This window comes from Pseudomonas sp. UMAB-40, assembly GCF_900095275.1.
Classification (GTDB): domain Bacteria; phylum Pseudomonadota; class Gammaproteobacteria; order Pseudomonadales; family Pseudomonadaceae; genus Aquipseudomonas; species Aquipseudomonas mandelii_B.
Genome location: NZ_LT607557.1, coordinates 169142 through 189010, shown reverse-complemented (window position 1 = coordinate 189010; position 19869 = coordinate 169142). Strand labels below are relative to the sequence as shown.

The window sequence follows — 19869 nt, the reverse complement described above, 5'->3', positions numbered from 1 at the left end:
AATGATCAATAAAACATCGACCGCGATTCTTCCAGTTCCCGGCACATCGCTTCATTCTCCGGGTCGATCCCCAGTTTCTTGAACGCCGGCACGCTGAACGCATCGATACGGGCCAGCGGGTGGTCGGTGTCCTTGTGGCAATACAGGCTGGCCACCTGAACCAGGTCGACATAATCGACTCGCTCGGACTGGCGCTTGAAATCCAGGTACAACCCCGGCAACTGCACCAGCATTTCCGGAAACTCCCAGACCCGGAGCAGTTTGTCGCCGATCAAGGGATGAATGCGATCGATGACATGGTTGAGGCTGACCGGGTCAGACAGCAATTCGTAATGGTCTTCGGCGTAGGTCAGGATCGGCAGCACGCCAATCTGATGCACCAGCCCGCCAAGGGCTGCCTGATCTGGTTTGAGTTGCGTGTAACTGCGGCACAGCGCATAGCTGACGCCAGCGATTTCCAGGCTTTTACGCCAGACATCGCGCATTTTTTGAGCCACCACCTCAGAGCGGGCGTGGAAAATCTGTTCCATCACCAGGCCGATCGCCAGATTACTGCTGTAGTTGACGCCCAACCGTGTGATCGCCGTGTGCAGGTCAGTCACTTCCTGAGTCGCGCGCAGCAGCGGGCTATTGACCACTTTGATCAGGCGCGCCGACAACGCCGTATCACGGCCGATCACTTTACTCAGGGCGCTGACACTGACTTCCGGGTCTTCAGCGGCCTTGCGAATCTGCAGGGCCACTTCCGGTAACGTTGGCAGAACCAGGTCATCGTTATCGATGGCCTCAACCAAATCCTGTTGGACCTTATCCGCCAGCTCGCTCATTTCTTTTCTCTAGGGTGTTACAACAAATGCTGCGGTTAACGCTGGATTTCGCGATCGCGATCCAGTTGATAAGGCAGGTCGAGCAGGTGCAGGGCTGGCCCTTCGAGGGTGCCCAAATGAATGTCGCCACCTTCTGCTGCTTCGGCTTGGAGCACGGCCAGGAGTTCAATGTTTTGCCCGGCGTTGGCGGCCAGCACCACTTCGCCGATAGAACTGCCATGGGACGGGGAAAACAGTTGTGTGCCGGGCTCGGGCAATTCGCTGGCATCCAGTGTCAGGCGATACAAGCGACGCTTGAGTTTGCCCAGGTACTGCATGCGCGCGACGATTTCCTGGCCGGTGTAGCAACCCTTTTTGAAGCTCACGCCACCGACGGCTTGCAGGTTGAGCATCTGCGGGATGAACAGCTCGCGGGTGCTCGGCATGACCTGGCCGATCCCTGCGCGGATCTGGCCCAGCAGCCATTGATTCAGAGAGCCTTCGGTCAACAGGGCGGACAGCTTGCCTTTGGTGACGTCGGCCTGATCGGCAGCGACCCACAGTTCAGCGCGGCCCGGCGAGACACGAATGGCGATCAGACCTTCATGACGCACGACGCTGTCGGTGTCTGCCGGCAGCTCAAGACCCAGGCTGCTCAGTGCGGCATCGCCATGATCGAGGCCGAAGCGGACCCAAGCGGCGCTTTCATCGGTCAGTTTGGATTTGGAGAACACAGCGTACTTTTTCAGGTCCGCCAACTGTGGCTCGAGCAGTTCGGTGGCCATCGCCATCAGCACGCCGTCACCTTCCAGCACGATGCGGAAACTCGATTGCATCCGGCCTTTCTGCGTGCAGCGGGCGCCAAGACTGGCCTGGGTATCGCTCAGATAATTGAGGTTGCAGGTCAATTGGCCTTGCAGGAATTTGCTGGCGTCCGCGCCGCGGACTGCAAGAACGCCTTCATGGGACAGGGTGCAGAAAAAAGCAGAATCGGCCATGGGTCATCGCAGGGTAAAGAGTCTGGGGGACATCATAAGGGGGCGCTCTCGAAATGGGTAGTTCACAAAGGATCGATGGCGCCCGACCAAAGCCGAGTGTTCGACCGGGCCTGGGCCTGTATACTTGCCGCCTATTTGAGGAGCGCTCCATGGTCGAAGATGTTGAACTGAATCGCCTCTATTGGCACAGCCGCCGCGGCATGCTCGAGCTTGACGTATTGCTGGTGCCGTTCGTGAAGGAAGTCTACCCGCACCTCAACGACGTCGACCGCGATTGCTACCGCAAGCTGCTAGAATGCGAAGATCAGGACATGTTCGGCTGGTTCATGGAACGCGCCGAATCGGAAGATCCGGAGCTTCAGCGCATGGTCCGCATGATCCTGGATCGTGTCCAGCCCAAGTAACGCGTTCGAATGCCGCTGGCATGCCTCGCGGCAGTTGCTGGCGGCGTATCTTGTGGCCCAGCTGTTCGCGCTGGGCTCTTTGTTTGTTCTTTCCATACCGCTCTGGGCCAGTCTGCTCGGTATAACGCTGTGTGTGGTTCATGGCGTCTGGCTGCTGCCGCGCCAGATTTTGCTGACACATACACAGGCATTTCGCGGCTTGCGTCGCGATGCCGATGGCTGGCAGTTGTGGAATCAGGCTTCAGGTTGGCAGCCCGTGCAACTGCGACCGGACAGCCTGGCGTTGCCAATGATGGTGGTCCTGCGTTTTCGACTGCGAGACGAACGACGGGTTAGATCGATCTGCGTTCCCCGCGATTCGCAGGCGGCGGATGTGCACCGACGCCTGCGGGTTCGGCTCACATTCAGTCGACGTAGGTGGGCGGCACCAGAATAGTGTCCAGTGCGACGGGCAGCATGTTCGGGTAGTCGAGGGTGTAATGCAGGCCACGACTTTCCTTGCGCTCCATGGCTGACCGGATCATCAGCTCCGCCACCTGGGCCAGGTTGCGCAACTCGATCAAGTCCCGACTGACCTTATAGTTGCTGTAGAACTCGTCGATCTCGTCCAGCAACAACCGCACGCGATGCTGCGCGCGTTGCAAGCGCTTGTTGGTGCGCACGATGCCCACGTAGTCCCACATGAATCGCCGCAGTTCATCCCAGTTGTGCGCAATGATCACGTCTTCGTCGGAATCGGTGACCTGACTGGCATCCCAGACGGGCAGGGCGATCGGAATCGAAACCTGCGGCAACTGTTCCAGAATGTCCGCCGCTGCCGAACGGGCGTAGACGAAACACTCCAGCAGCGAGTTGCTGGCCATGCGGTTGGCGCCGTGCAGGCCAGTGAAACTGGTTTCGCCAATCGCATACAACCCCGGCACGTCGGTGCGACCATTCTGATCGACCATCACGCCGCCGCAGGTATAGTGCGCCGCCGGAACCACGGGAATCGGTTGCTTGGTGATGTCGATGGAGAACTCAAGGCAGCGTTCATACACCGTCGGGAAGTGGGTCTTGATGAACGCTTCGGGCTTGTGGCTGATGTCCAGATAGACGCAGTCGACACCCAGGCGCTTCATCTCATGGTCGATAGCGCGGGCGACGATGTCCCGGGGCGCGAGTTCGGCACGCGGGTCGAAACGCTGCATGAAACGTTCGCCGTTGGGCAGCTTCAGGTGCGCCCCTTCGCCGCGCAGGGCTTCAGTGATCAGGAAACTCTTGGCTTGCGGGTGATAAAGGCAGGTCGGGTGGAACTGGTTGAACTCCAGGTTGGCCACCCGGCAGCCGGAACGCCACGCCATGGCGATACCATCACCGCAGGCGCCGTCGGGGTTGCTGGTATAGAGGTAGACCTTGGCTGCGCCGCCGGATGCCAGGATCACGAATCGTGCGCCGTAGGTGTCGACTTCGCCGGTGCCGCGATTCAGCACGTAAGCGCCCAGGCAGCGATCGCCTTCGAGACCGAGGCGCTTTTCGGTGATCAGGTCGATCGCGACCCGCTGCTCCAGCAATTCGATATTGGGTCTCAGTCTGGCCTGGGCGAGCAGGGTTCTGAAAATCGCCGCGCCTGTGGCATCGGCCGCATGAATGATGCGCCGATGACTGTGACCGCCTTCGCGGGTGAGGTGAAACTCAAATCCACCGTCTTCAGTGCCGGATTGTTCATCGCGGGTAAACGGCACGCCTTGGTCGATCAGCCATTGGATGGCTTCTTTACTGTGCTCGACGGTAAAGCGCACGGCGTCTTCGTGGCAGAGGCCACCGCCGGCATTGAGGGTGTCATCGACGTGGGATTCGACAGTATCGGTGTCATCCAGAACGGCTGCGACGCCGCCCTGGGCCCAGAAAGTCGAGCCGTTGGCGAGGTCGCCTTTGCTCAGTACGGCGATGCGCAAATGATCGGGCAAGGTCAGCGCAAGGCTCAAACCGGCAGCGCCGCTGCCAATGACCAGAACATCGTGTTGAAACTGTTGGCTCATTTCAGGATTCCGCTCAAAGCGACCCGGGTTGGGGTTGGCGCAAGACTCCTGGAACGGCGAGTCAAGGCAGCCACACAGCCCACTAGTATATAGAGGGGGGGAGCGGCACAATACCCGAGCGCATATGGCATTGTGAAACTACTGTGACGGAAAATACCTGACGCTTCGTCGGATGGTTTTTCGGCCGGTTCGGCGACAAGGGGACTGTATCAACGATTTAACAGTCTTTTTCTGTTCAGGGTTGCACTATGTCGCTTTCGCCCGTCTATAAATATTTGGAACTTTTGCCAAAGGCTCAAGATCAATAGACGGTGCCTGAAAAGAAGGACGTGTCGGTTTCAGGGTGGGACTTGTGGTTTGGTCCTGGCCAGTGATTCCGATGACAAGATTATTCGCGCAGCCGGGTCATGCCGAGCTGCGCTTTTCGTGCGTGCCAAATCAGAGCCCGCAGGAAACTTGCTTGGAGGGGGAGAACTTTTGCGAAAAGCCCGAGTCTATGTTTGCAAGTCTGGTCGTTTAGTTATGCAAGCTTCCTCCGAGCTTATCGAGGAGTGTTCATGCTAACCCAGGAAGAGGATCAGCAGCTCGTCGAGCGCGTTCAACGCGGCGACAAGCGAGCTTTCGATCTGCTAGTGCTGAAATACCAGCACAAAATTCTCGGGTTGATCGTGCGTTTCGTGCACGACACCCATGAAGCCCAGGATGTGGCACAGGAAGCCTTTATCAAGGCCTACCGCGCACTTGGAAACTTTCGCGGAGATAGCGCGTTTTATACGTGGCTTTACCGCATCGCCATCAACACGGCGAAGAATTATCTGGTTTCACGCGGCCGTCGGCCGCCGGATAGCGATGTCAGTTCCGAAGATGCAGAGTTCTACGATGGCGATCATGGCCTCAAGGATCTCGAGTCGCCAGAGCGTGCATTGCTGCGGGATGAGATCGAAGGCACCGTCCATCGAACCATTCAGCAACTGCCAGAAGATTTGCGTACAGCTTTAACTTTACGTGAATTCGATGGTCTGAGTTACGAGGACATTGCGGCGGTCATGCAATGTCCGGTGGGTACCGTGCGATCTCGGATTTTCCGCGCTCGGGAGGCCATCGATAAAGCCCTGCAGCCGTTGTTGCAGGAAAACTGAGACAGCGGCGATAGCCAAGAGAGGAACGCCATGAGTCGTGAAGCCCTGCAGGAATCGCTGTCCGCAGTGATGGATAACGAAGCGGACGAACTGGAATTGCGTCGGGTATTAAATGCCTTTGACGATGTTGAAACCCGTGAAACCTGGGCTCGTTATCAAATCGCTCGGGCAGTTATGCACAAGGATCTGCTGCTTCCACGTCTGGACATCGCCGCGGCAGTGTCTGCTGCTTTGGCCGACGAAGCCGTACCGGCAAAAGCCTCCCGTGGTCCATGGCGCAGCCTGGGTCGACTGGCTGTCGCTGCTTCGGTGACCGTTGCCGTACTGGCAGGTGTGCGTTTGTACAACCAGGACGAGATCGCGGGTGTCGAACTTGCTCAGCAATCCAGTCAACCGGGTCTTGCCGTTCCTCAGGTCAAGGGTCCAGCTGTATTGGCAGGCTACAATGAGAGTTCGGAAGCCACTGGCCCTATGGCCAACGGCGTATTGCAAGGTCAACCAGGCTGGCACGATCAGCGTCTGCCAGGCTACTTGCGCCAACATGCTCAACAGGCTGCACTGAAAGGTACTGAGAGCGCTCTGCCTTACGCTCGTGCAGCAAGCCTGGAAAACCGTTAAGGAGGATCATGCGCGCCATACCTCTACTTTCGCTTCTGCTCAGTGGCTGGTTCATTGTTCCAGCCCATGCCGATGAAGCCCAGGACTGGTTGACCCGTCTTGGTCAGGCCGAGCAACAGCAAAGCTTTAACGGCACATTCGTTTACGAGCGTAACGGTAGTTTTTCTACCCATAACATCTGGCACCGTGTCCAGGATGGCAAGGTCCGTGAGCGTTTACTCCAGCTCGACGGCTCAGCACAGGAAGTCGTGCGCATTGATGGGCATACTCAATGCGTCAGCGGCATCCTGATAGCAGGGCTTGGGGACTCTCCCAGCTCCGCTGCTCGTGCACTCGATCCACAAAAGTTGAAGAATTGGTATGAGCTTGCCGTCATTGGCAAGTCGCGTGTGGCTGGGCGTGCGGCAGTGATTGTTTCATTGAAGCCACGTGATCAGCATCGCTACGGTTTTGAGCTTCACCTTGATAAGGAAACCGGCTTGCCGTTGAAGTCATTGCTACTGAATGACAAAGGGCAGTTGCTGGAACGTTTCCAGTTCACCCAACTGGATACCGACAACGTGCCGTCTGACCGCGACTTGCAGGCAGGCGAGGATTGCAAGGCAGTCAACCTCGACAGTGACAAGGCCTCCGCCGTCAAGGCCACCCAGGTCTGGCATTCGGACTGGCTCCCGCCCGGTTTCGAGTTGACCAGCAGCAGCGCCCGCAAAGATCCAGAGACCAAAACCCAGGTCAACAGTCTGATGTACGACGATGGTCTGGCGCGGTTTTCGGTATTCCTTGAACCGTTGAACGGTGCCACCGTTACCGACACCCGCACCCAGTTAGGCCCAACCGTTGCTGTTTCTCGACGCTTGACGACCCCTCAAGGCGAGATGATGGTGACCGTGGTCGGTGAGATTCCGATAGGTACTGCTGAACGGATTGCGCTGTCCATGCGCTCCGATGCCACTGCAACCAAGTAGTGAGCTGATATAGAAATGTTTGGTGAGCATTTCAATTTGCAAACAAACCTGAATTTTTCTATAGGTCAGAGCCTCACGGCTCTGGCCTTGTTTTGTTGTTCCCGGAACAAAAATACCGGCGTATCTTTCCCGGTGTTCCTTGCTCCATATCGCTTAACCATGCTCGTCGTAACGGGAGCCGTATGTCGATACCACGTTTGAAGTCTTATCTTTCCATTGTTGCCACCGTGCTGGTACTCGGTCAGGCGGTCGCTGCTCAAGCAGTCGAACTGCCTGATTTCACCCAGCTGGTCGAGCAGGCCTCGCCCGCGGTGGTGAACATCAGTACCACGCAAAAGCTGCCGGACCGCAGGGTGTCCGACCAGATGCCCGACCTTGAAGGCTTGCCGCCAGCGCTGCGCGAATTCTTCGAGCGCGGCATGCCACAGCCACGCTCGCCTCGCGGTGATCGCCAGCGTGAAGCGCAGTCCCTGGGCTCGGGCTTTATCATCTCGCCCGACGGCTACATCCTGACCAACAACCACGTGATCGCCGATGCCGACGAAATTCTCGTTCGTCTCTCCGACCGCAGTGAGTTGAAAGCCAAGCTGGTAGGCACCGACCCACGTTCCGACGTGGCGCTGCTGAAAATCGAAGGCAAGGATCTGCCAGTCCTGAAACTGGGTAAATCCCAGGACCTGAAGGCTGGCCAATGGGTCGTAGCGATCGGCTCGCCGTTCGGCTTCGACCACACCGTGACCCAGGGCATCGTCAGCGCTGTCGGTCGTAGCCTGCCAAACGAAAACTATGTGCCGTTCATCCAGACCGACGTGCCCATCAACCCGGGTAACTCAGGTGGTCCGCTGTTCAACCTGGCCGGTGAAGTGGTTGGGATCAACTCACAGATCTACACCCGTTCCGGCGGCTTCATGGGCGTGTCGTTCGCGATCCCTATTGATGTGGCAATGGACGTTTCCAATCAGCTGAAAAGTGGCGGCAAAGTCAGCCGTGGCTGGTTGGGTGTCGTGATCCAGGAGGTGAACAAGGATCTGGCCGAGTCGTTCGGTCTTGAGAAGCCGGCCGGTGCGCTGGTAGCCCAGATCCAGGAAGATGGCCCGGCTGCCAAGGGTGATCTGCAAGTCGGCGACGTGATCCTGAGCATGAATGGTCAACCGATCGTCATGTCTGCCGATCTGCCGCACCTGGTGGGTGCGCTGAAAGAAGGCGCGAAGGCCAATCTTGAAGTGATTCGCGACGGCAAGCGCAAGAATGTCGAGCTGACGGTTGGTGCGATCCCTGACGAAGGTAAAGAGCTGGGCTCGAAACTCAAGTCTGGCGTTGAAACCAATAGCAATCGTCTGGGTGTTGCCGTCGCTGACCTGACCGCTGAGCAGAAGAAAACCTACGACCTCAAAGGTGGTGTGGTGATCAAGGAAGTTCAGGACGGTCCTGCATCGCTCATCGGCTTGCAGCCAAATGATGTGATCACTCACCTGAACAACCAAGCGATCAACGATAGCAAGGAGTTCGCTGAAATCGCCAAGGCACTGCCGAAGAATCGTTCGGTGTCCATGCGGGTTCTGCGTCAAGGTCGTGCCAGCTTCATCACCTTCAAACTGGCTGAATAAACCGGTTGTCGGCTGAATGAAAAACCGCCTCGAAAGAGGCGGTTTTTTTGTGTCTGCGTTTTATGTTCCTGCAGGTCAGCCCATCATGTCCTTGACCATACGTTCCTGCTCCATCAACTCACGTTGCCGGGCGTCGATACGCGACGACAACGGGAAGTTGGTGCCGGCCTTGCGCTTGGCGAAGTCCAGTTGCTGAATGGCCTGGCGATAGTCGCCCACCAGGGCGAAGTACTCTGCGCGAGCCTGATGCAGACCGATGATGTTGCCTGACAGGCCGCGAGTCTCGGCCACCTGATACCACACGTCCGGATCGTCCGGGCGCGACTTGAGCAACCCTTCAAGCGCCTTTTCAGCATCGGCGGCGCGGTTTTGTTTCAGCAACAGATCGACACGCACCTGATTCAACGGATAGTTGCCAGGGTACTGAGTGAGCATCCGGTCAACCCGTGTTTGAGCATCGGGCAGACGATTGTTGGTGATGTCCAGATCGACCTGCGCCAGGTTGTAGATGATCTCGTTCGGTGAATTGGCCAGCAGCAGCTTGAGGTTCTCGCGAGCTTCATTCAATTGGCCACCCTTGATCTGGGCGATTGCCAGGCCATAACGGGCGACGTCATTTTTCGGGTTCTCGTCGAGCTGCGCGCGGAAGCGCTTGGCGCCCAGGCCTGGGGTTTCTTCGTAAACCAGCTGAACGCGCGCACGAATCAGCTGATAACGCATGGTGTCTTCGATACCACCCGCTTTGGCCTGTTCGGCGCGGTTGCGGGTGTCGGCGATCCGCGATTCGGTCACCGGGTGAGTCAGCAGGAATTCTGGCGGCTTGGCGTCAAAGCGGTATTGACGCATCAACCGCTCGAACATGGTCGGCATTGACCGCGGGTCATATCCGGCCTTTTCCAGGTTGAGGATGCCGATGCGGTCGGCTTCCTGTTCGTTCTGGCGCGAGAAGCGTCGTTGCTCCTGAATCGCCGCCGCCTGAGTACCCGCAATCGCCGCGATCCCGGCGTCACCGGCACCGGCAGCCGCAATGACGATACCGGCCAGCAGAGCCGCCATCATCGGCACTTGCATGCGCTGTTGGGCTTCCACGCCTCGGGCAAAGTGGCGTTGCGACAAGTGAGCCAGTTCGTGTGCCAGTACTGACGCGTATTCGCCCTCAGTCTGCGCATTGAGGAACAGACCGCCGTTGACCCCGACAATCCCACCCGGCGCTGCAAAGGCGTTGAGTTGCGGGCTGTTGATCAGGATGAACTCCAGGCGCCGGTCATTGACCTGGCTGGTTTCCACCAGGCGGTAAACGCTGGATTCGACGTAATCCTTGAGCTGCGGATCGTTGAGCTGTGAGACCTGGCTGCGCAACAGCGCCAGCCACGCACGGCCCAGTTGGTATTCCTGTTGCGGCGAGACAATGGCAGAACTGGCGTCGCCGAGTGACGGCAGGTCGTCGGCGAAGCCCGGTGAGGCGAGCAGGCAAGCGAGCGTCAGCAGGGTAGGGCGCAAAAAAGTCATGCACAAAGCCTTAGTCGACAAAGACCTTACTGTAGCCGGACACTTGGCTTGGGACCAGATATTCTAGGCAACTCCACCACCTGACCCGGAGCGATGTAATGACCGACGCTGTAGCCCATGACGCCGAACTGGACGCCAGTGGCCTGAATTGCCCCTTGCCGTTGCTCAAGGCCAAGCTGGAGCTGAATCGACTGGCCAGTGGCGCGGTGCTCAAGGTCATCGCCACCGATGCGGGTTCCCAGCGCGACTTCCGCACCTTTGCCCGATTGGCCGGTCATACGCTGCTTCGCGAAGAAGATGAGGCGGGTGTTTACCGCTACTGGTTGAAAAAAGCCTGAAACCTGCTGCGTTCATTTCTAAGGATTTTTGATGTTCAAGGTGTTACGCGACTGGATTCAGCGCTACTTTTCCGATGAAGAAGCCGTGGTGCTGGCCGTGCTGCTGTTTCTGGCCTTTACCGCCGTGCTCACGTTGGGCGGCATGCTCGCGCCAGTACTGGCCGGGATGGTGCTGGCGTATCTGATGCAAGGCCTGGTCGTTACCCTCGAACGCCTGCGCATGCCCGGCGGGGTGGCGGTGGGGCTGGTTTTCGCCTTGTTCATGGGCGTTTTGCTGGTGTTCATTATTGTCGTGGTGCCGTTGCTCTGGCATCAGCTGATCACGCTGTTCAATGAGCTACCCGGCATGCTCGCCAAGTGGCAATCGCTGCTGTTGTTGCTGCCCGAACGCTATCCGCATCTGGTATCGGACGAGCAGGTGCTGCAGGCCATCGAAGTGGCGCGGGGCGAGATCGGCAAGTTCGGTCAGTGGGCGTTGACGTTCTCGCTGTCGAGCCTGCCGTTGCTGGTGAACATCATGATCTACCTCGTACTGGTACCGATCCTGGTGTTCTTCTTTCTCAAGGACCGGGAAATGATCGGCCAGTGGGTACGCGGCTACCTGCCGCGTGAACGGGCATTGATCACGCGTGTAGCCCATGAAATGAACCGGCAGATTGCCAACTACATTCGCGGCAAGGTCATTGAGATTTTCATTTGCGGCGGTGTGACCTACATCGGTTTCGTCGTGCTGGGGCTCAACTACGCAGCGCTGCTGGCATTGCTGGTGGGGGTGTCGGTGGTGGTGCCTTACGTCGGCGCAGTGGTGGTGACGGTGCCGGTCATGCTGATTGCGCTGTTCCAATGGGGCTGGAGCGATCAGTTCATTTACCTGATGGCGGTCTACGGGATTATCCAGACGCTGGACGGGAATGTGCTGGTGCCGCTGCTGTTTTCGGAGGCGGTGAATTTGCATCCGGTAGCGATTATCTGCGCGGTGTTGTTGTTTGGCGGGTTGTGGGGATTCTGGGGGGTGTTCTTTGCGATTCCGCTGGCGACGCTGTTCAAGGCTGTGCTGGATGCCTGGCCGCGGAAGGAGCCGGTGGTGGCGCCGCTGCTTTAACGGATAACCCTGATTTTTCAGTGAAGCTAAGGGCTTCATCGCGGGCAAGCCCGCTCCCACAGGGACTGCATCAATCCTGTGGGAGCAGGCTTGCCCGCGATGGCGTCAGTACTGACGCCAACACTATCAGGCCTTGTTCAACGCCTGTGCAGCCGCCAACACCGCATCCACATGCCCCGGCACCTTCACACCGCGCCATTCCTGACGCAGCACTCCGTCCTTATCAATCAGGAACGTGCTGCGATCAACGCCCATGTATTCCTTGCCATACAGCTTCTTAAGCTTGATCACATCGAACAACTGGCACAGCGCTTCTTCCTTGTCGCTGATCAGCTCGAAGGTGAACGCTTGCTTGGCCTTGAAGTTCTCGTGGGATTTCAGGCTGTCGCGTGAAACGCCAAACACTTCAGTGTTAGCTGCCTTAAAGGCATCAAGCTGATCGCGAAAGCCCTGGCCCTGAGTGGTGCAGCCCGGCGTGCTGTCCTTCGGATAGAAGTAGATCACCACTTGCTTGCCTTTAAGGCCCGCGAGGCTGACGGTCTGTCCATTGGTGGCGGGTGCTTCGAAGTCGGCAACCGGTTGGTCGATGGCAACGGCCATGAAAGCTTCCTTACATTGGGTTTTGTGGGCGCCACGGTTCGATCAGTGCATCCAGATTCAGCGCGTCGGCGAAATCCAGGAACTGATCACGCAACCAGCTGATCTGCACGCCGGCCGGCAAGGTGACGGTAAACGTGGCGTTGAGCATGGTGCCGCCGGTTTGCGGCGCCTGATACGTGTCGCAGGTCAGGTTTTCCAGCTCGACGTTGTGGTCCATGAAAAACTGGCACAGCTCGTTGATGATGTCCGAGCGATAGGCCGAGCTGACATAAGCGACGTAAGGCAAAGCCTGAGGACGATTCTCCAGCGCCGCGCTGCGCACCACGTTAACGGTGAATGCGTGCTTCTTGGCGAGGCCCGACAGGCTGCCTTCCAGGCGGGCCAGGGCGTCCCAACTGCCGGAGATCTCGAGGATCAACGCGCTGCACTCGCCATGACGGGTCAGGCGAGAAGTGACCACGGCGCAGCGGTTTTCATGGCTGGCGCGGCACAGGACGTTAGTCAGCTCCATGGGGTTGGCGCCGAGGGCACTGATGACAAGGAATTGTTCGCGAACTGTGGGGGTGGACATGCAGCATTCCTAAAGCGATGAGCGGTCGATACTTTTACGGGCTTTTACTACCGGGGGCGAGCCTGCGGATGCGAATTCAGAAAACCCGGGCCGAAGGTTGCAACGTGCTCCATCAAGGCAGGAGCGAGGGGTGGCAACGCTGGTTCGGGGCTTGTGATGCCGAAAATGGAGGCTGAAACCCGAGGTGCGAGCTTATCAGTACCGATCAAAGTCTGAAGGGTAGCGAAAAGCAGCGCCAAGGGGAATGGCAGCAGCGCAGTACTTTGCTTGTACAAGCATCTTGGCGCCAGTACCATTACCGCTCTCTTTTTCCGGCAGGAGCGGTTGCATGATTGCGGGCAGTATGGTGGCACTGGTCACACCCATGGATGCACAAGGTCGTCTCGACTGGGACAGCCTGAGCAAACTGGTGGACTTTCACCTGCAGAACGGCACCCACGCGATCGTGGCCGTCGGCACTACAGGTGAATCGGCCACCCTTGACGTGAACGAGCACATCGAAGTGATTCGTTACGTGGTGAAGCAGGTGGCAGGGCGCATTCCGGTGATCGCCGGTACCGGCGCCAACTCGACGCGCGAAGCGATCGAGCTGACCACCAATGCGAAGACCGCCGGCGCCGATGCTTGCCTGCTGGTGACGCCGTACTACAACAAGCCGACCCAGGAAGGCTTGTACCAGCACTTCAAGGCCATCGCCGAAGCCGTCGACATTCCGCAGATCCTGTACAACGTGCCGGGCCGTACCGCCTGCGACATGCTGACCGAAACCGTGATCCGCCTGTCGACGGTGAAAAACATCATCGGCATCAAGGAAGCCACCGGCGACCTGGCCCGCGCCAAAGCCATCATCGACGGCGTCAGCAAAGACTTCCTGGTGCTGTCCGGTGACGACGCCACCGCAGTCGAGCTGATCCTGCTCGGCGGCAAAGGCAACATCTCGGTCACCGCCAACGTCGCCCCGCGCGACATGAGCGACCTGTGCAACGCTGCCCTGAAAGGCGACGCCGTCACGGCCCGCGCGATTCACGAAAAGCTGATGCCGCTCAATAAAACCCTGTTTATCGAATCCAACCCTATCCCCGTGAAATGGGCGCTGCATGAAATGGGCTTGATGCCGGACGGTATCCGTCTGCCGCTCACCTGGCTCAGCGCTGCCTGTCACGAACCGCTGCGGCAGGCCATGCGCCAGTCCGGCGTACTGGTTTAATTGAGGAAGCACTACGCATGAAGCGATTGGCCGGACTTTCCGCACTTGCCTTGATTATCTCCAGCACCAGTGGCTGTGGATGGGTCTGGGGCCCGGAAGGTTATTTCCGTGACCGTGGTAGCGATTACCTGGAAGCGCAACAGACTGCACCTATGCAATTGCCAACGGATGTCAGCACCGCCAAGCGTCTGGATCCGCTGCTGCCGATCCCGCGCAACGTGGCTGATGACACCGCCAAAGGCGAATACATCGTGCCGCGTCCGCAGCCACTGTCGGCCTCGGCTGACGCCAGTGCCTACTCGCTGCAGAAGAGCGGTGATTCGCGTTCGATCCTGGCCCAGAATCCACCTGCCGAAGCCTGGCCAGTGGCTGTACAGTTCTTCCAGGACAACGGTTTCCGCCTGGACGAACAGAAGCCGCAAACCGGTGAATTCACCACCACCTGGCAGCGTTCCGACGAACTGTCGGCAGCGATGGCCAAGCGCCTGAGCGCCGCCGGCGTCAGCACCGACAGCGAAACCCGCGTTCGAGTGCGTATCGAGCCGGGCGTTCAGCGCAACACCAGCGAAATCTACGTGGTCAGCGCCGAGCGTCCTGCCGGCAGCACCGCCGACGTGGCCTTCACCAACCGTTCGGTCAACACTGGCCTGGACGCGGCACTGGTCGACGACATGCTCGCGAGCATGAGCCGCATCTCGGAGAAGGGCGGTTCGGTCTCCATGCTGGCTTCGCGTGATTTCGATACGCCGAGTCGCGTCAGCCTGAGCGAAGACGGCAGCGGCAACCCGGTTCTGAACGTCGGCAATGACCTGGATCGTGCCTGGTCGAGCGTCGGTCGTGCGCTGGAACAGGGCGAATGGCGCGTTGAAGACATCAACCGCAGCCTGGGCCTGTACTACATCAACCTCTCCGAAAAAGCCGAGAAGAAAGACGAGAAGCCTGGCTTCTTCAGCAGCCTGTTCGGCAGCGCGCCGAGCAAGGAAGAAGTTGAAGCCCGTGCCGAGCGTTATCAGGTTCGCCTGAGCAAGGTGGGCGACAACGTCCAGGTCACCGTCGAGAAAAACATCAACACCGTGGCGCCGGCAGAAGTGGCGCGCAAAGTGTTGAGCGTGATTCAGGACAACCTGGGCTGATCACATGCGTTTTGCCGTTCTCGGCAGCGGTAGCCAAGGGAACGGCACGCTGATAGCCAGCGCTGACACGTATGTGCTGGTGGATTGTGGTTTCTCCCTGCGGGAAACCGAAAAACGCCTGCTGCGCCTGGGTGTAAATCCGGCGCAGTTGAGCGCGATACTCGTGACCCACGAACATGCCGACCACGTGCATGGCGTGGGTTTGCTGTCTCGGCGCTACAATCTGCCTGTCTACCTCAGTCGCGGCACCCTGCGCGGGATGCGCAAACCGATTGAACCCGCGGGCTTCCTGGCCGGCGGCGAGCAACTGCAAGTTGGCGCCCTGAACATCGAAGTCATTGCCGTGGCCCACGATGCACAGGAACCGACGCAATACGTCTTCAATGACGGTGAGCGGCGCTTCGGCCTGCTGACCGACCTGGGCTCGTATTGCAACAAGGTGCTGGACGGCTATCGGGACCTCGATGCGTTGATGATCGAGTCCAACCATTGCCGTGACATGCTGGCTCGCGGTCACTACCCGTACTTCCTGAAGCAGCGGGTGGGCGGTGAACTGGGACATTTGAACAACCACCAGGCGGCATTCCTGGTGTCTGAGTTGGGCTGGCAAGGCCTGCAACACCTGGTCCTGGCCCATCTGAGCAGCAAGAACAACCTGCCGCAGCTGGCCCGGCAATGTTTTGTCGACACCCTCGGGTGCGACCCGGACTGGCTGCAACTGGCCGATCAAGATTCAGGGCTCGACTGGCGACACATCGCCTAGCCCACCTACTTAGCAAGCGGAGCCCATCATGGAAAAACGTGAAGAACTCTACCGCGGCAAAGCCAAATCGGTTTACAAGACCGACGACGCTGACCGCTTGATCCTGCTGTTTCGCAACGACACCTCGGCGTTCGACGGCAAGCGCATCGAGCAGCTCGACCGCAAAGGCATGGTGAACAACAAGTTCAACGCCTTCATCATGCAGAAACTCGAAGCCGCCGGCGTGCCGACCCAGTTCGACAAACTGCTGGGCGACAACGAATGCCTGGTGAAGAAGCTCGACATGATCCCGGTCGAGTGCGTCGTGCGTAACTACGCCGCCGGCAGCCTGGTCAAGCGCCTGGGCGTCGAAGAAGGCATGAAGCTCAACCCTTACACCTTCGAACTGTTCCTGAAGGACGACGCCAAGGGCGACCCGTTCATCAACGAATCCCACGTCGTGGCCTTCGGTTGGGGCACCGCTGAACAACTGGTTCGCATGAAAGAACTGTCGCTCAAGGTCAACGAAGTCCTGAGCAAACTGTTCGACGACGCCGGCTTGCTGCTGGTCGACTTCAAACTCGAATTCGGCGTGTTCTCCGACGGCTCCATCGTCCTGGGCGACGAATTCAGCCCGGACGGCTGCCGCCTGTGGGACAAGGCCACCGGCAAGAAAATGGACAAAGACCGCTTCCGCCAGGGCCTCGGTGACGTCATCGAAGCCTACGAAGAAGTCGCCAATCGTCTGGGCGTACCGCTTTAATCGACGCAAGCATCTGATAGCACAGAAATATTTCGCTTAGGGGGTTCGCTTCCGGCGAAAGTGTTGTTATGATGCGCGCCGTTGGAGAGATGCCAGAGTGGCCGAATGGGACGGATTCGAAATCCGTTGTACCTTCACCGGTACCTAGGGTTCGAATCCCTATCTCTCCGCCATTATTGAATAAGACTAAGCCCCTGAAATTGTTAAAGATTTCAGGGGCTTTTTCGTTTCTGGCGTTTGGTTTAGGGCATTTTTAGGGCAAAGCTGAATGCGCAAAAGCGTCATTCAGTGTCAGGTCGCGGATACATCTGAGCAGCCTAGTTGGATAGCAAAGCGCTATCCGCAAAGCTACCATCACTGTTTGAAATGCTCGTGGGACCACTCGGTGGACGATAAAAAGAAAATCAGCATCAAAGATCTCCTAAAGACAAACGTAAAAAAAGAAGTCCCTACTTCTTGTGGGCCCATGTACGTTCGACACCTGACGTATGGTGACTTCAGAAAGATTGCAGAGACGGGTGCGTTTGAAAGATCTGATGAGCACGAGATCGGTACTTTGGCGGTGCAAGCCTTCAGCTCGTCTACAAAAGATCCAGGAGAATGGGGTGGGTTGAGTAAGGAGGAGTTTTCTCAGCTTAATGAGACGGATATTGATGCGTTAGCGAAGGCTTGGTTCGAAGAGTCTGGGGTTGAGATCACAAGCGACGCATTGGCGTCGCTGGGTCAGAAGGTACTCGCCCAGCGTTCAGATATGCAGCAAATGAGTGAAAAAATATCTGATCAATTCCGGAGTAGCTACACGTTCCTGAAGCCGGGAGTTATTGAATCTCTCACATCCACCGTTGCGGCGATCGACAATTCTAATCAAAAATTTAGGGATTTGTTTTACAACAAAAGTGGAAGTATCGAAGAATCTCCTGGGATAGGAGCAATGGCACGACTTTTTGAAGCACCGCAGGGTTTGCAACGAGACGCTCAGGAGCTCGACTTGCGTCCACCTAAATTGAACTTGTCAAAGAGTCCTGAGGCGAGGGCTGCTAAGGCGGCCGAAAAAGCTGCCGAAACCTTAAGCAGCGTAGCGGTGCACATGGGGGAAATGCAGACTCATGTTGCTTCCCTTTCTACAAAGTTGGTACTTGACGTTATTCCACAATGGATGGATCAGCAGAGTCAAAACAAAATACAATCCGAAGCTTCGCTCGAGAGCGCTGCGAGTAGCTTGAGATGGACAAAATGGGCGGTAATTGCGAGCGTGGTAACTTCGATTGGAATCGCACTTGTTCAGTGGGGAATTTCGGCTAGGGATGGAAAGGAGGCATCTTTGCTTTCCTCCAAAAGACAAGCAGAGTGGCAAAAACAAGCAGATACGAATCAAGATCTTTTACGGCAACAAATTCTGGAAAGTCAGCGCTTACGTATGGAATTGAAAGAGCTTAACACTCGACTAAAAAAGACAGAGAATTCTGTTGCGCAGTCTTCAAGGCGAGTCTCAAAAATTAACAATAAAGCTCGAAAGCGGCTTTGAATCTTAAGGTCGAGTTTTTAAATATGAGGTTGGTACAGTGTTTTTACTTATTATGCTGACCTTCGCTTCTTGCCAACGAACCAACGGCATTATTAAAGAAGCCGGCATTGCTTCGGCTTGTTAAACACTCAATATTACTTTTTTATACGCTTGGCTTTCGCTTCCGCTGCCCTCTGTACGACAGGGTAATACTCAATGTCTAATCGCCCCATTTTGGGCAGAGGCGTGGAGGCATAGACGCTTTGATTCGGAGCAAACCAATCGGAATCAAAATAGACTTGGACTTCGTTGTTCAAGTCGAACTTCGTGCGCTGGGCCAGACCGCTCAATGCAAAGCCAGCGTCCGAAGGGTCTAAAACAAATTCGCCTGGGTACAGTTTTTCTGTTTTTCGCGTAGTGCCATAGGCAATTCTTACCGCATGGTCATCTTCGAAAACAGCGACTACCAATGCGGGGCGAGCTTTGGGGCCTGGGTTCCCGACGACTTCAGGGAAATGACACCAGACAAAGTCGCCTGGTGCAGGCAGTGGGCGAAAAGGTGTGGTCATTTTTCAATAGAGCCTTTTAGTAATGCGCTCCTCCGGAAGGTCCGTAGCAGGGCTAGCTGCACGAATTGCGGAGACTTGAGCCGGGGTTAGAGGTCCATCGTCTAGCTCGTACTTGGGCAAATAGCGGTCAGCAAATTGCCTCAAGGCGAGGTGGGCGACTTCGGTTTTACTCAAACCGGTCTGATTCATAAGCAACTCGATTGTCGAGATGCTTACCCCTGTTGGCGTGTCCTGTTTGCGTAATCGCAGCAGAAAGCTTTCAGATTTTTCAGTGGTGAGGGTCATGGGGTACTCCAAAGCGTATGTTTCTTGGTAGAGCGTCCGAGCTCTGACTATCCTTCAATCTAGAAGGTGATATAGATTCTATATCTCTCCAGTGAAAAAGCAATCACCCCAAGCCGTGGTACTCAGTCAGCGAGTGGGTGGCAGCATAGGCGCCATGGGAAAGTGACTAACATCACCCCCCATGGCGGTCTGTTACCCCGAATGTCCAGGGAACCTATCAGAAAGGCCAGCCGCTATTTTGCGGCTTTCTTGTCCTTCCGATCAGGTCTGGGTGTTACCGCCTTCACCACATCATCAAGCAGCGCTTTACCCATCGCCGTTAAATAGTGCGCGGCCCAGGCATGACGGTCGGTGTCTCTTACGTAGGCGGCGTCTTCCGTGAACGCCTTGGCCAGGAACAGAAAATCAGAGGCCTGTGCCAATGCATCACTCACAGGCACTCCAGCACTGACGTGGAACATCGCTTTGCCTGAACAGTAGATGGGGGTGAAGCCGATGGTTTTTGCTTCTGCTGATTCGGTCATTTGCCACCTCCAGTGACGGAGATGCAGCGGGATCGACAGTGAGAATTGAGGTGAGGGAAGCGCAGAAATTTGTACGGATTTACAGTGTGCATTGTCTACTCCTTGACGTTAGGAGCTGCCGTTTTCGTTACCAAGCGAATGGGTGGCAGCTGCGCGCAGGTTGGTAAACCGGGAGTCAAGGAGACCGGCACGCCCGAAGGCGTCCCACGCACAGCCGCCATAGCACAAGATTACTGGTGAAAAAACCAGCATTGTGATGGGGACGCTGTTGCGTAACTCGTCGGGTTACCAAGCCCGGTCGCTGAATGTGCAGCGACGTCTGGAGAGTATCCCGCCGAAGATATGGCCAACAAGGCGGCAACCTGCCCAAAAGCACAGCAAGCGTACCCCCTTACGCAACTCTCGGATTTTGCCTACAACTTCAGCGAGAGTCACCCGGATATTCTGGCGCCGACCCCACTCTG

Annotated in this window: 22 protein-coding genes and 1 tRNA gene; 14 read left to right on the top strand and 9 right to left on the bottom strand. The window is 57.1% G+C overall.

Annotated features, from left to right (window positions below):
* Positions 1–5 precede the first annotated feature (5 nt).
* Together K0F88_RS12125 and K0F88_RS12120 are read right to left on the bottom strand one after the other, a co-directional pair.
* Entirely contained in the window at positions 6–827 is an 822-nt protein-coding gene (locus tag K0F88_RS12125) for an HDOD domain-containing protein (protein WP_219095207.1), read from the bottom strand.
* Positions 828–862: 35 nt separating this feature from the next.
* Positions 863–1804, bottom strand: coding sequence for a folate-binding protein YgfZ (locus K0F88_RS12120; RefSeq protein WP_219095206.1), 942 nt, complete (start codon positions 1802–1804; stop codon positions 863–865).
* A gap of 149 nt (positions 1805–1953) precedes the next feature.
* Between K0F88_RS12120 and K0F88_RS12115 the strand changes: the two genes are divergently transcribed.
* Both K0F88_RS12115 and K0F88_RS12110 read left to right on the top strand, forming a co-directional pair.
* On the top strand, positions 1954–2208 hold the full coding sequence (locus tag K0F88_RS12115) for a succinate dehydrogenase assembly factor 2 (protein WP_007944081.1): 255 nt from the start codon (positions 1954–1956) through the stop codon (positions 2206–2208).
* On the top strand, positions 2192–2644 hold the full coding sequence (locus K0F88_RS12110; RefSeq protein WP_219095205.1) for a protein YgfX: 453 nt from the start codon (positions 2192–2194) through the stop codon (positions 2642–2644). Before K0F88_RS12115 ends, K0F88_RS12110 begins: the two co-directional genes overlap by 17 nt.
* Here K0F88_RS12110 and nadB read toward each other — a convergent pair.
* Entirely contained in the window at positions 2613–4229 is a 1617-nt protein-coding gene (gene nadB / locus K0F88_RS12105) for an L-aspartate oxidase (RefSeq protein ID WP_219095204.1), read from the bottom strand. The genes K0F88_RS12110 and nadB overlap by 32 nt on opposite strands.
* A 557-nt stretch (positions 4230–4786) precedes the next feature.
* Between nadB and rpoE the strand changes: the two genes are divergently transcribed.
* The 4 genes from rpoE to K0F88_RS12085 all read left to right on the top strand — a co-directional run bounded on the left by rpoE (position 4787) and on the right by K0F88_RS12085 (position 8558).
* Complete coding sequence (gene rpoE, locus K0F88_RS12100; RefSeq protein ID WP_007944079.1) at positions 4787–5368, top strand: RNA polymerase sigma factor RpoE; 582 nt, start codon at positions 4787–4789, stop codon at positions 5366–5368.
* A 30-nt stretch (positions 5369–5398) separates the two neighbouring features.
* A complete protein-coding gene (locus K0F88_RS12095; RefSeq protein ID WP_077749615.1) occupies positions 5399–5986 on the top strand; it encodes a sigma-E factor negative regulatory protein in 588 nt (195 codons plus the stop codon).
* Positions 5987–5994: 8 nt separating this feature from the next.
* Positions 5995–6951, top strand: coding sequence for a MucB/RseB C-terminal domain-containing protein (locus K0F88_RS12090; RefSeq protein ID WP_094468671.1), 957 nt, complete (start codon positions 5995–5997; stop codon positions 6949–6951).
* 182 nt (positions 6952–7133) lie between these two features.
* Entirely contained in the window at positions 7134–8558 is a 1425-nt protein-coding gene (locus K0F88_RS12085) for a DegQ family serine endoprotease (protein WP_219095203.1), read from the top strand.
* 75 nt (positions 8559–8633) lie between these two features.
* Here the strand turns inward: K0F88_RS12085 and K0F88_RS12080 are convergent, their stop codons facing one another.
* Positions 8634–10067 (bottom strand): M48 family metalloprotease, encoded by a 1434-nt coding sequence (locus K0F88_RS12080; RefSeq protein WP_219095202.1) that lies wholly within the window; start codon positions 10065–10067, stop codon positions 8634–8636.
* 98 nt (positions 10068–10165) lie between these two features.
* On the opposite strand from K0F88_RS12080, the gene K0F88_RS12075 reads away from it, so the two are divergent.
* Positions 10166–10405 (top strand): sulfurtransferase TusA family protein, encoded by a 240-nt coding sequence (locus K0F88_RS12075; protein ID WP_020300476.1) that lies wholly within the window; start codon positions 10166–10168, stop codon positions 10403–10405.
* A 31-nt stretch (positions 10406–10436) separates the two neighbouring features.
* A complete protein-coding gene (locus K0F88_RS12070; RefSeq protein WP_010462259.1) occupies positions 10437–11507 on the top strand; it encodes an AI-2E family transporter in 1071 nt (356 codons plus the stop codon).
* Between the two features lie 126 nt (positions 11508–11633).
* Here K0F88_RS12070 and K0F88_RS12065 read toward each other — a convergent pair whose 3' ends face one another.
* Positions 11634–12107 (bottom strand): peroxiredoxin, encoded by a 474-nt coding sequence (locus tag K0F88_RS12065; RefSeq protein ID WP_010462257.1) that lies wholly within the window; start codon positions 12105–12107, stop codon positions 11634–11636.
* Positions 12108–12117: 10 nt separating this feature from the next.
* Complete coding sequence (locus K0F88_RS12060) at positions 12118–12678, bottom strand: glycine cleavage system protein R (protein ID WP_109628402.1); 561 nt, start codon at positions 12676–12678, stop codon at positions 12118–12120.
* 328 nt (positions 12679–13006) lie between these two features.
* Here K0F88_RS12060 and dapA point away from each other — a divergent pair, with 328 nt between their 5' ends.
* The 6 genes from dapA to K0F88_RS12030 all read left to right on the top strand — a co-directional run bounded on the left by dapA (position 13007) and on the right by K0F88_RS12030 (position 18048).
* Positions 13007–13885, top strand: coding sequence for a 4-hydroxy-tetrahydrodipicolinate synthase (dapA, locus tag K0F88_RS12055; RefSeq protein ID WP_010462253.1), 879 nt, complete (start codon positions 13007–13009; stop codon positions 13883–13885).
* Between the two features lie 17 nt (positions 13886–13902).
* Complete coding sequence (bamC, locus tag K0F88_RS12050) at positions 13903–15018, top strand: outer membrane protein assembly factor BamC (protein WP_219095201.1); 1116 nt, start codon at positions 13903–13905, stop codon at positions 15016–15018.
* A 4-nt stretch (positions 15019–15022) separates the two neighbouring features.
* Positions 15023–15781 (top strand): MBL fold metallo-hydrolase, encoded by a 759-nt coding sequence (locus K0F88_RS12045; protein ID WP_054046697.1) that lies wholly within the window; start codon positions 15023–15025, stop codon positions 15779–15781.
* A gap of 28 nt (positions 15782–15809) precedes the next feature.
* Positions 15810–16523: a phosphoribosylaminoimidazolesuccinocarboxamide synthase gene (purC, locus tag K0F88_RS12040; protein ID WP_007898671.1), complete on the top strand. Its 714-nt coding sequence runs from the start codon at positions 15810–15812 to the stop codon at positions 16521–16523.
* An 83-nt stretch (positions 16524–16606) separates the two neighbouring features.
* Positions 16607–16696, top strand: a tRNA-Ser gene (locus tag K0F88_RS12035).
* Between the two features lie 212 nt (positions 16697–16908).
* Positions 16909–18048, top strand: coding sequence for a hypothetical protein (locus tag K0F88_RS12030; protein ID WP_219095200.1), 1140 nt, complete (start codon positions 16909–16911; stop codon positions 18046–18048).
* Between the two features lie 134 nt (positions 18049–18182).
* On the opposite strand, the gene K0F88_RS12025 is transcribed toward K0F88_RS12030, so the two are convergent.
* From K0F88_RS12025 to K0F88_RS12015, 3 genes are all read right to left on the bottom strand, one after another.
* Positions 18183–18596, bottom strand: a complete 414-nt coding sequence (locus K0F88_RS12025; RefSeq protein ID WP_219095199.1) for a type II toxin-antitoxin system PemK/MazF family toxin — start codon at positions 18594–18596, stop codon at positions 18183–18185.
* A gap of 3 nt (positions 18597–18599) precedes the next feature.
* Positions 18600–18881, bottom strand: coding sequence for a hypothetical protein (locus K0F88_RS12020; protein WP_131060378.1), 282 nt, complete (start codon positions 18879–18881; stop codon positions 18600–18602).
* 233 nt (positions 18882–19114) lie between these two features.
* The gene (locus K0F88_RS12015) at positions 19115–19405 is read right to left on the bottom strand and encodes a DUF3077 domain-containing protein (protein ID WP_010462217.1); all 291 of its coding nucleotides are present in this window, start codon (positions 19403–19405) and stop codon (positions 19115–19117) included.
* Positions 19406–19869 lie beyond the last annotated feature (464 nt).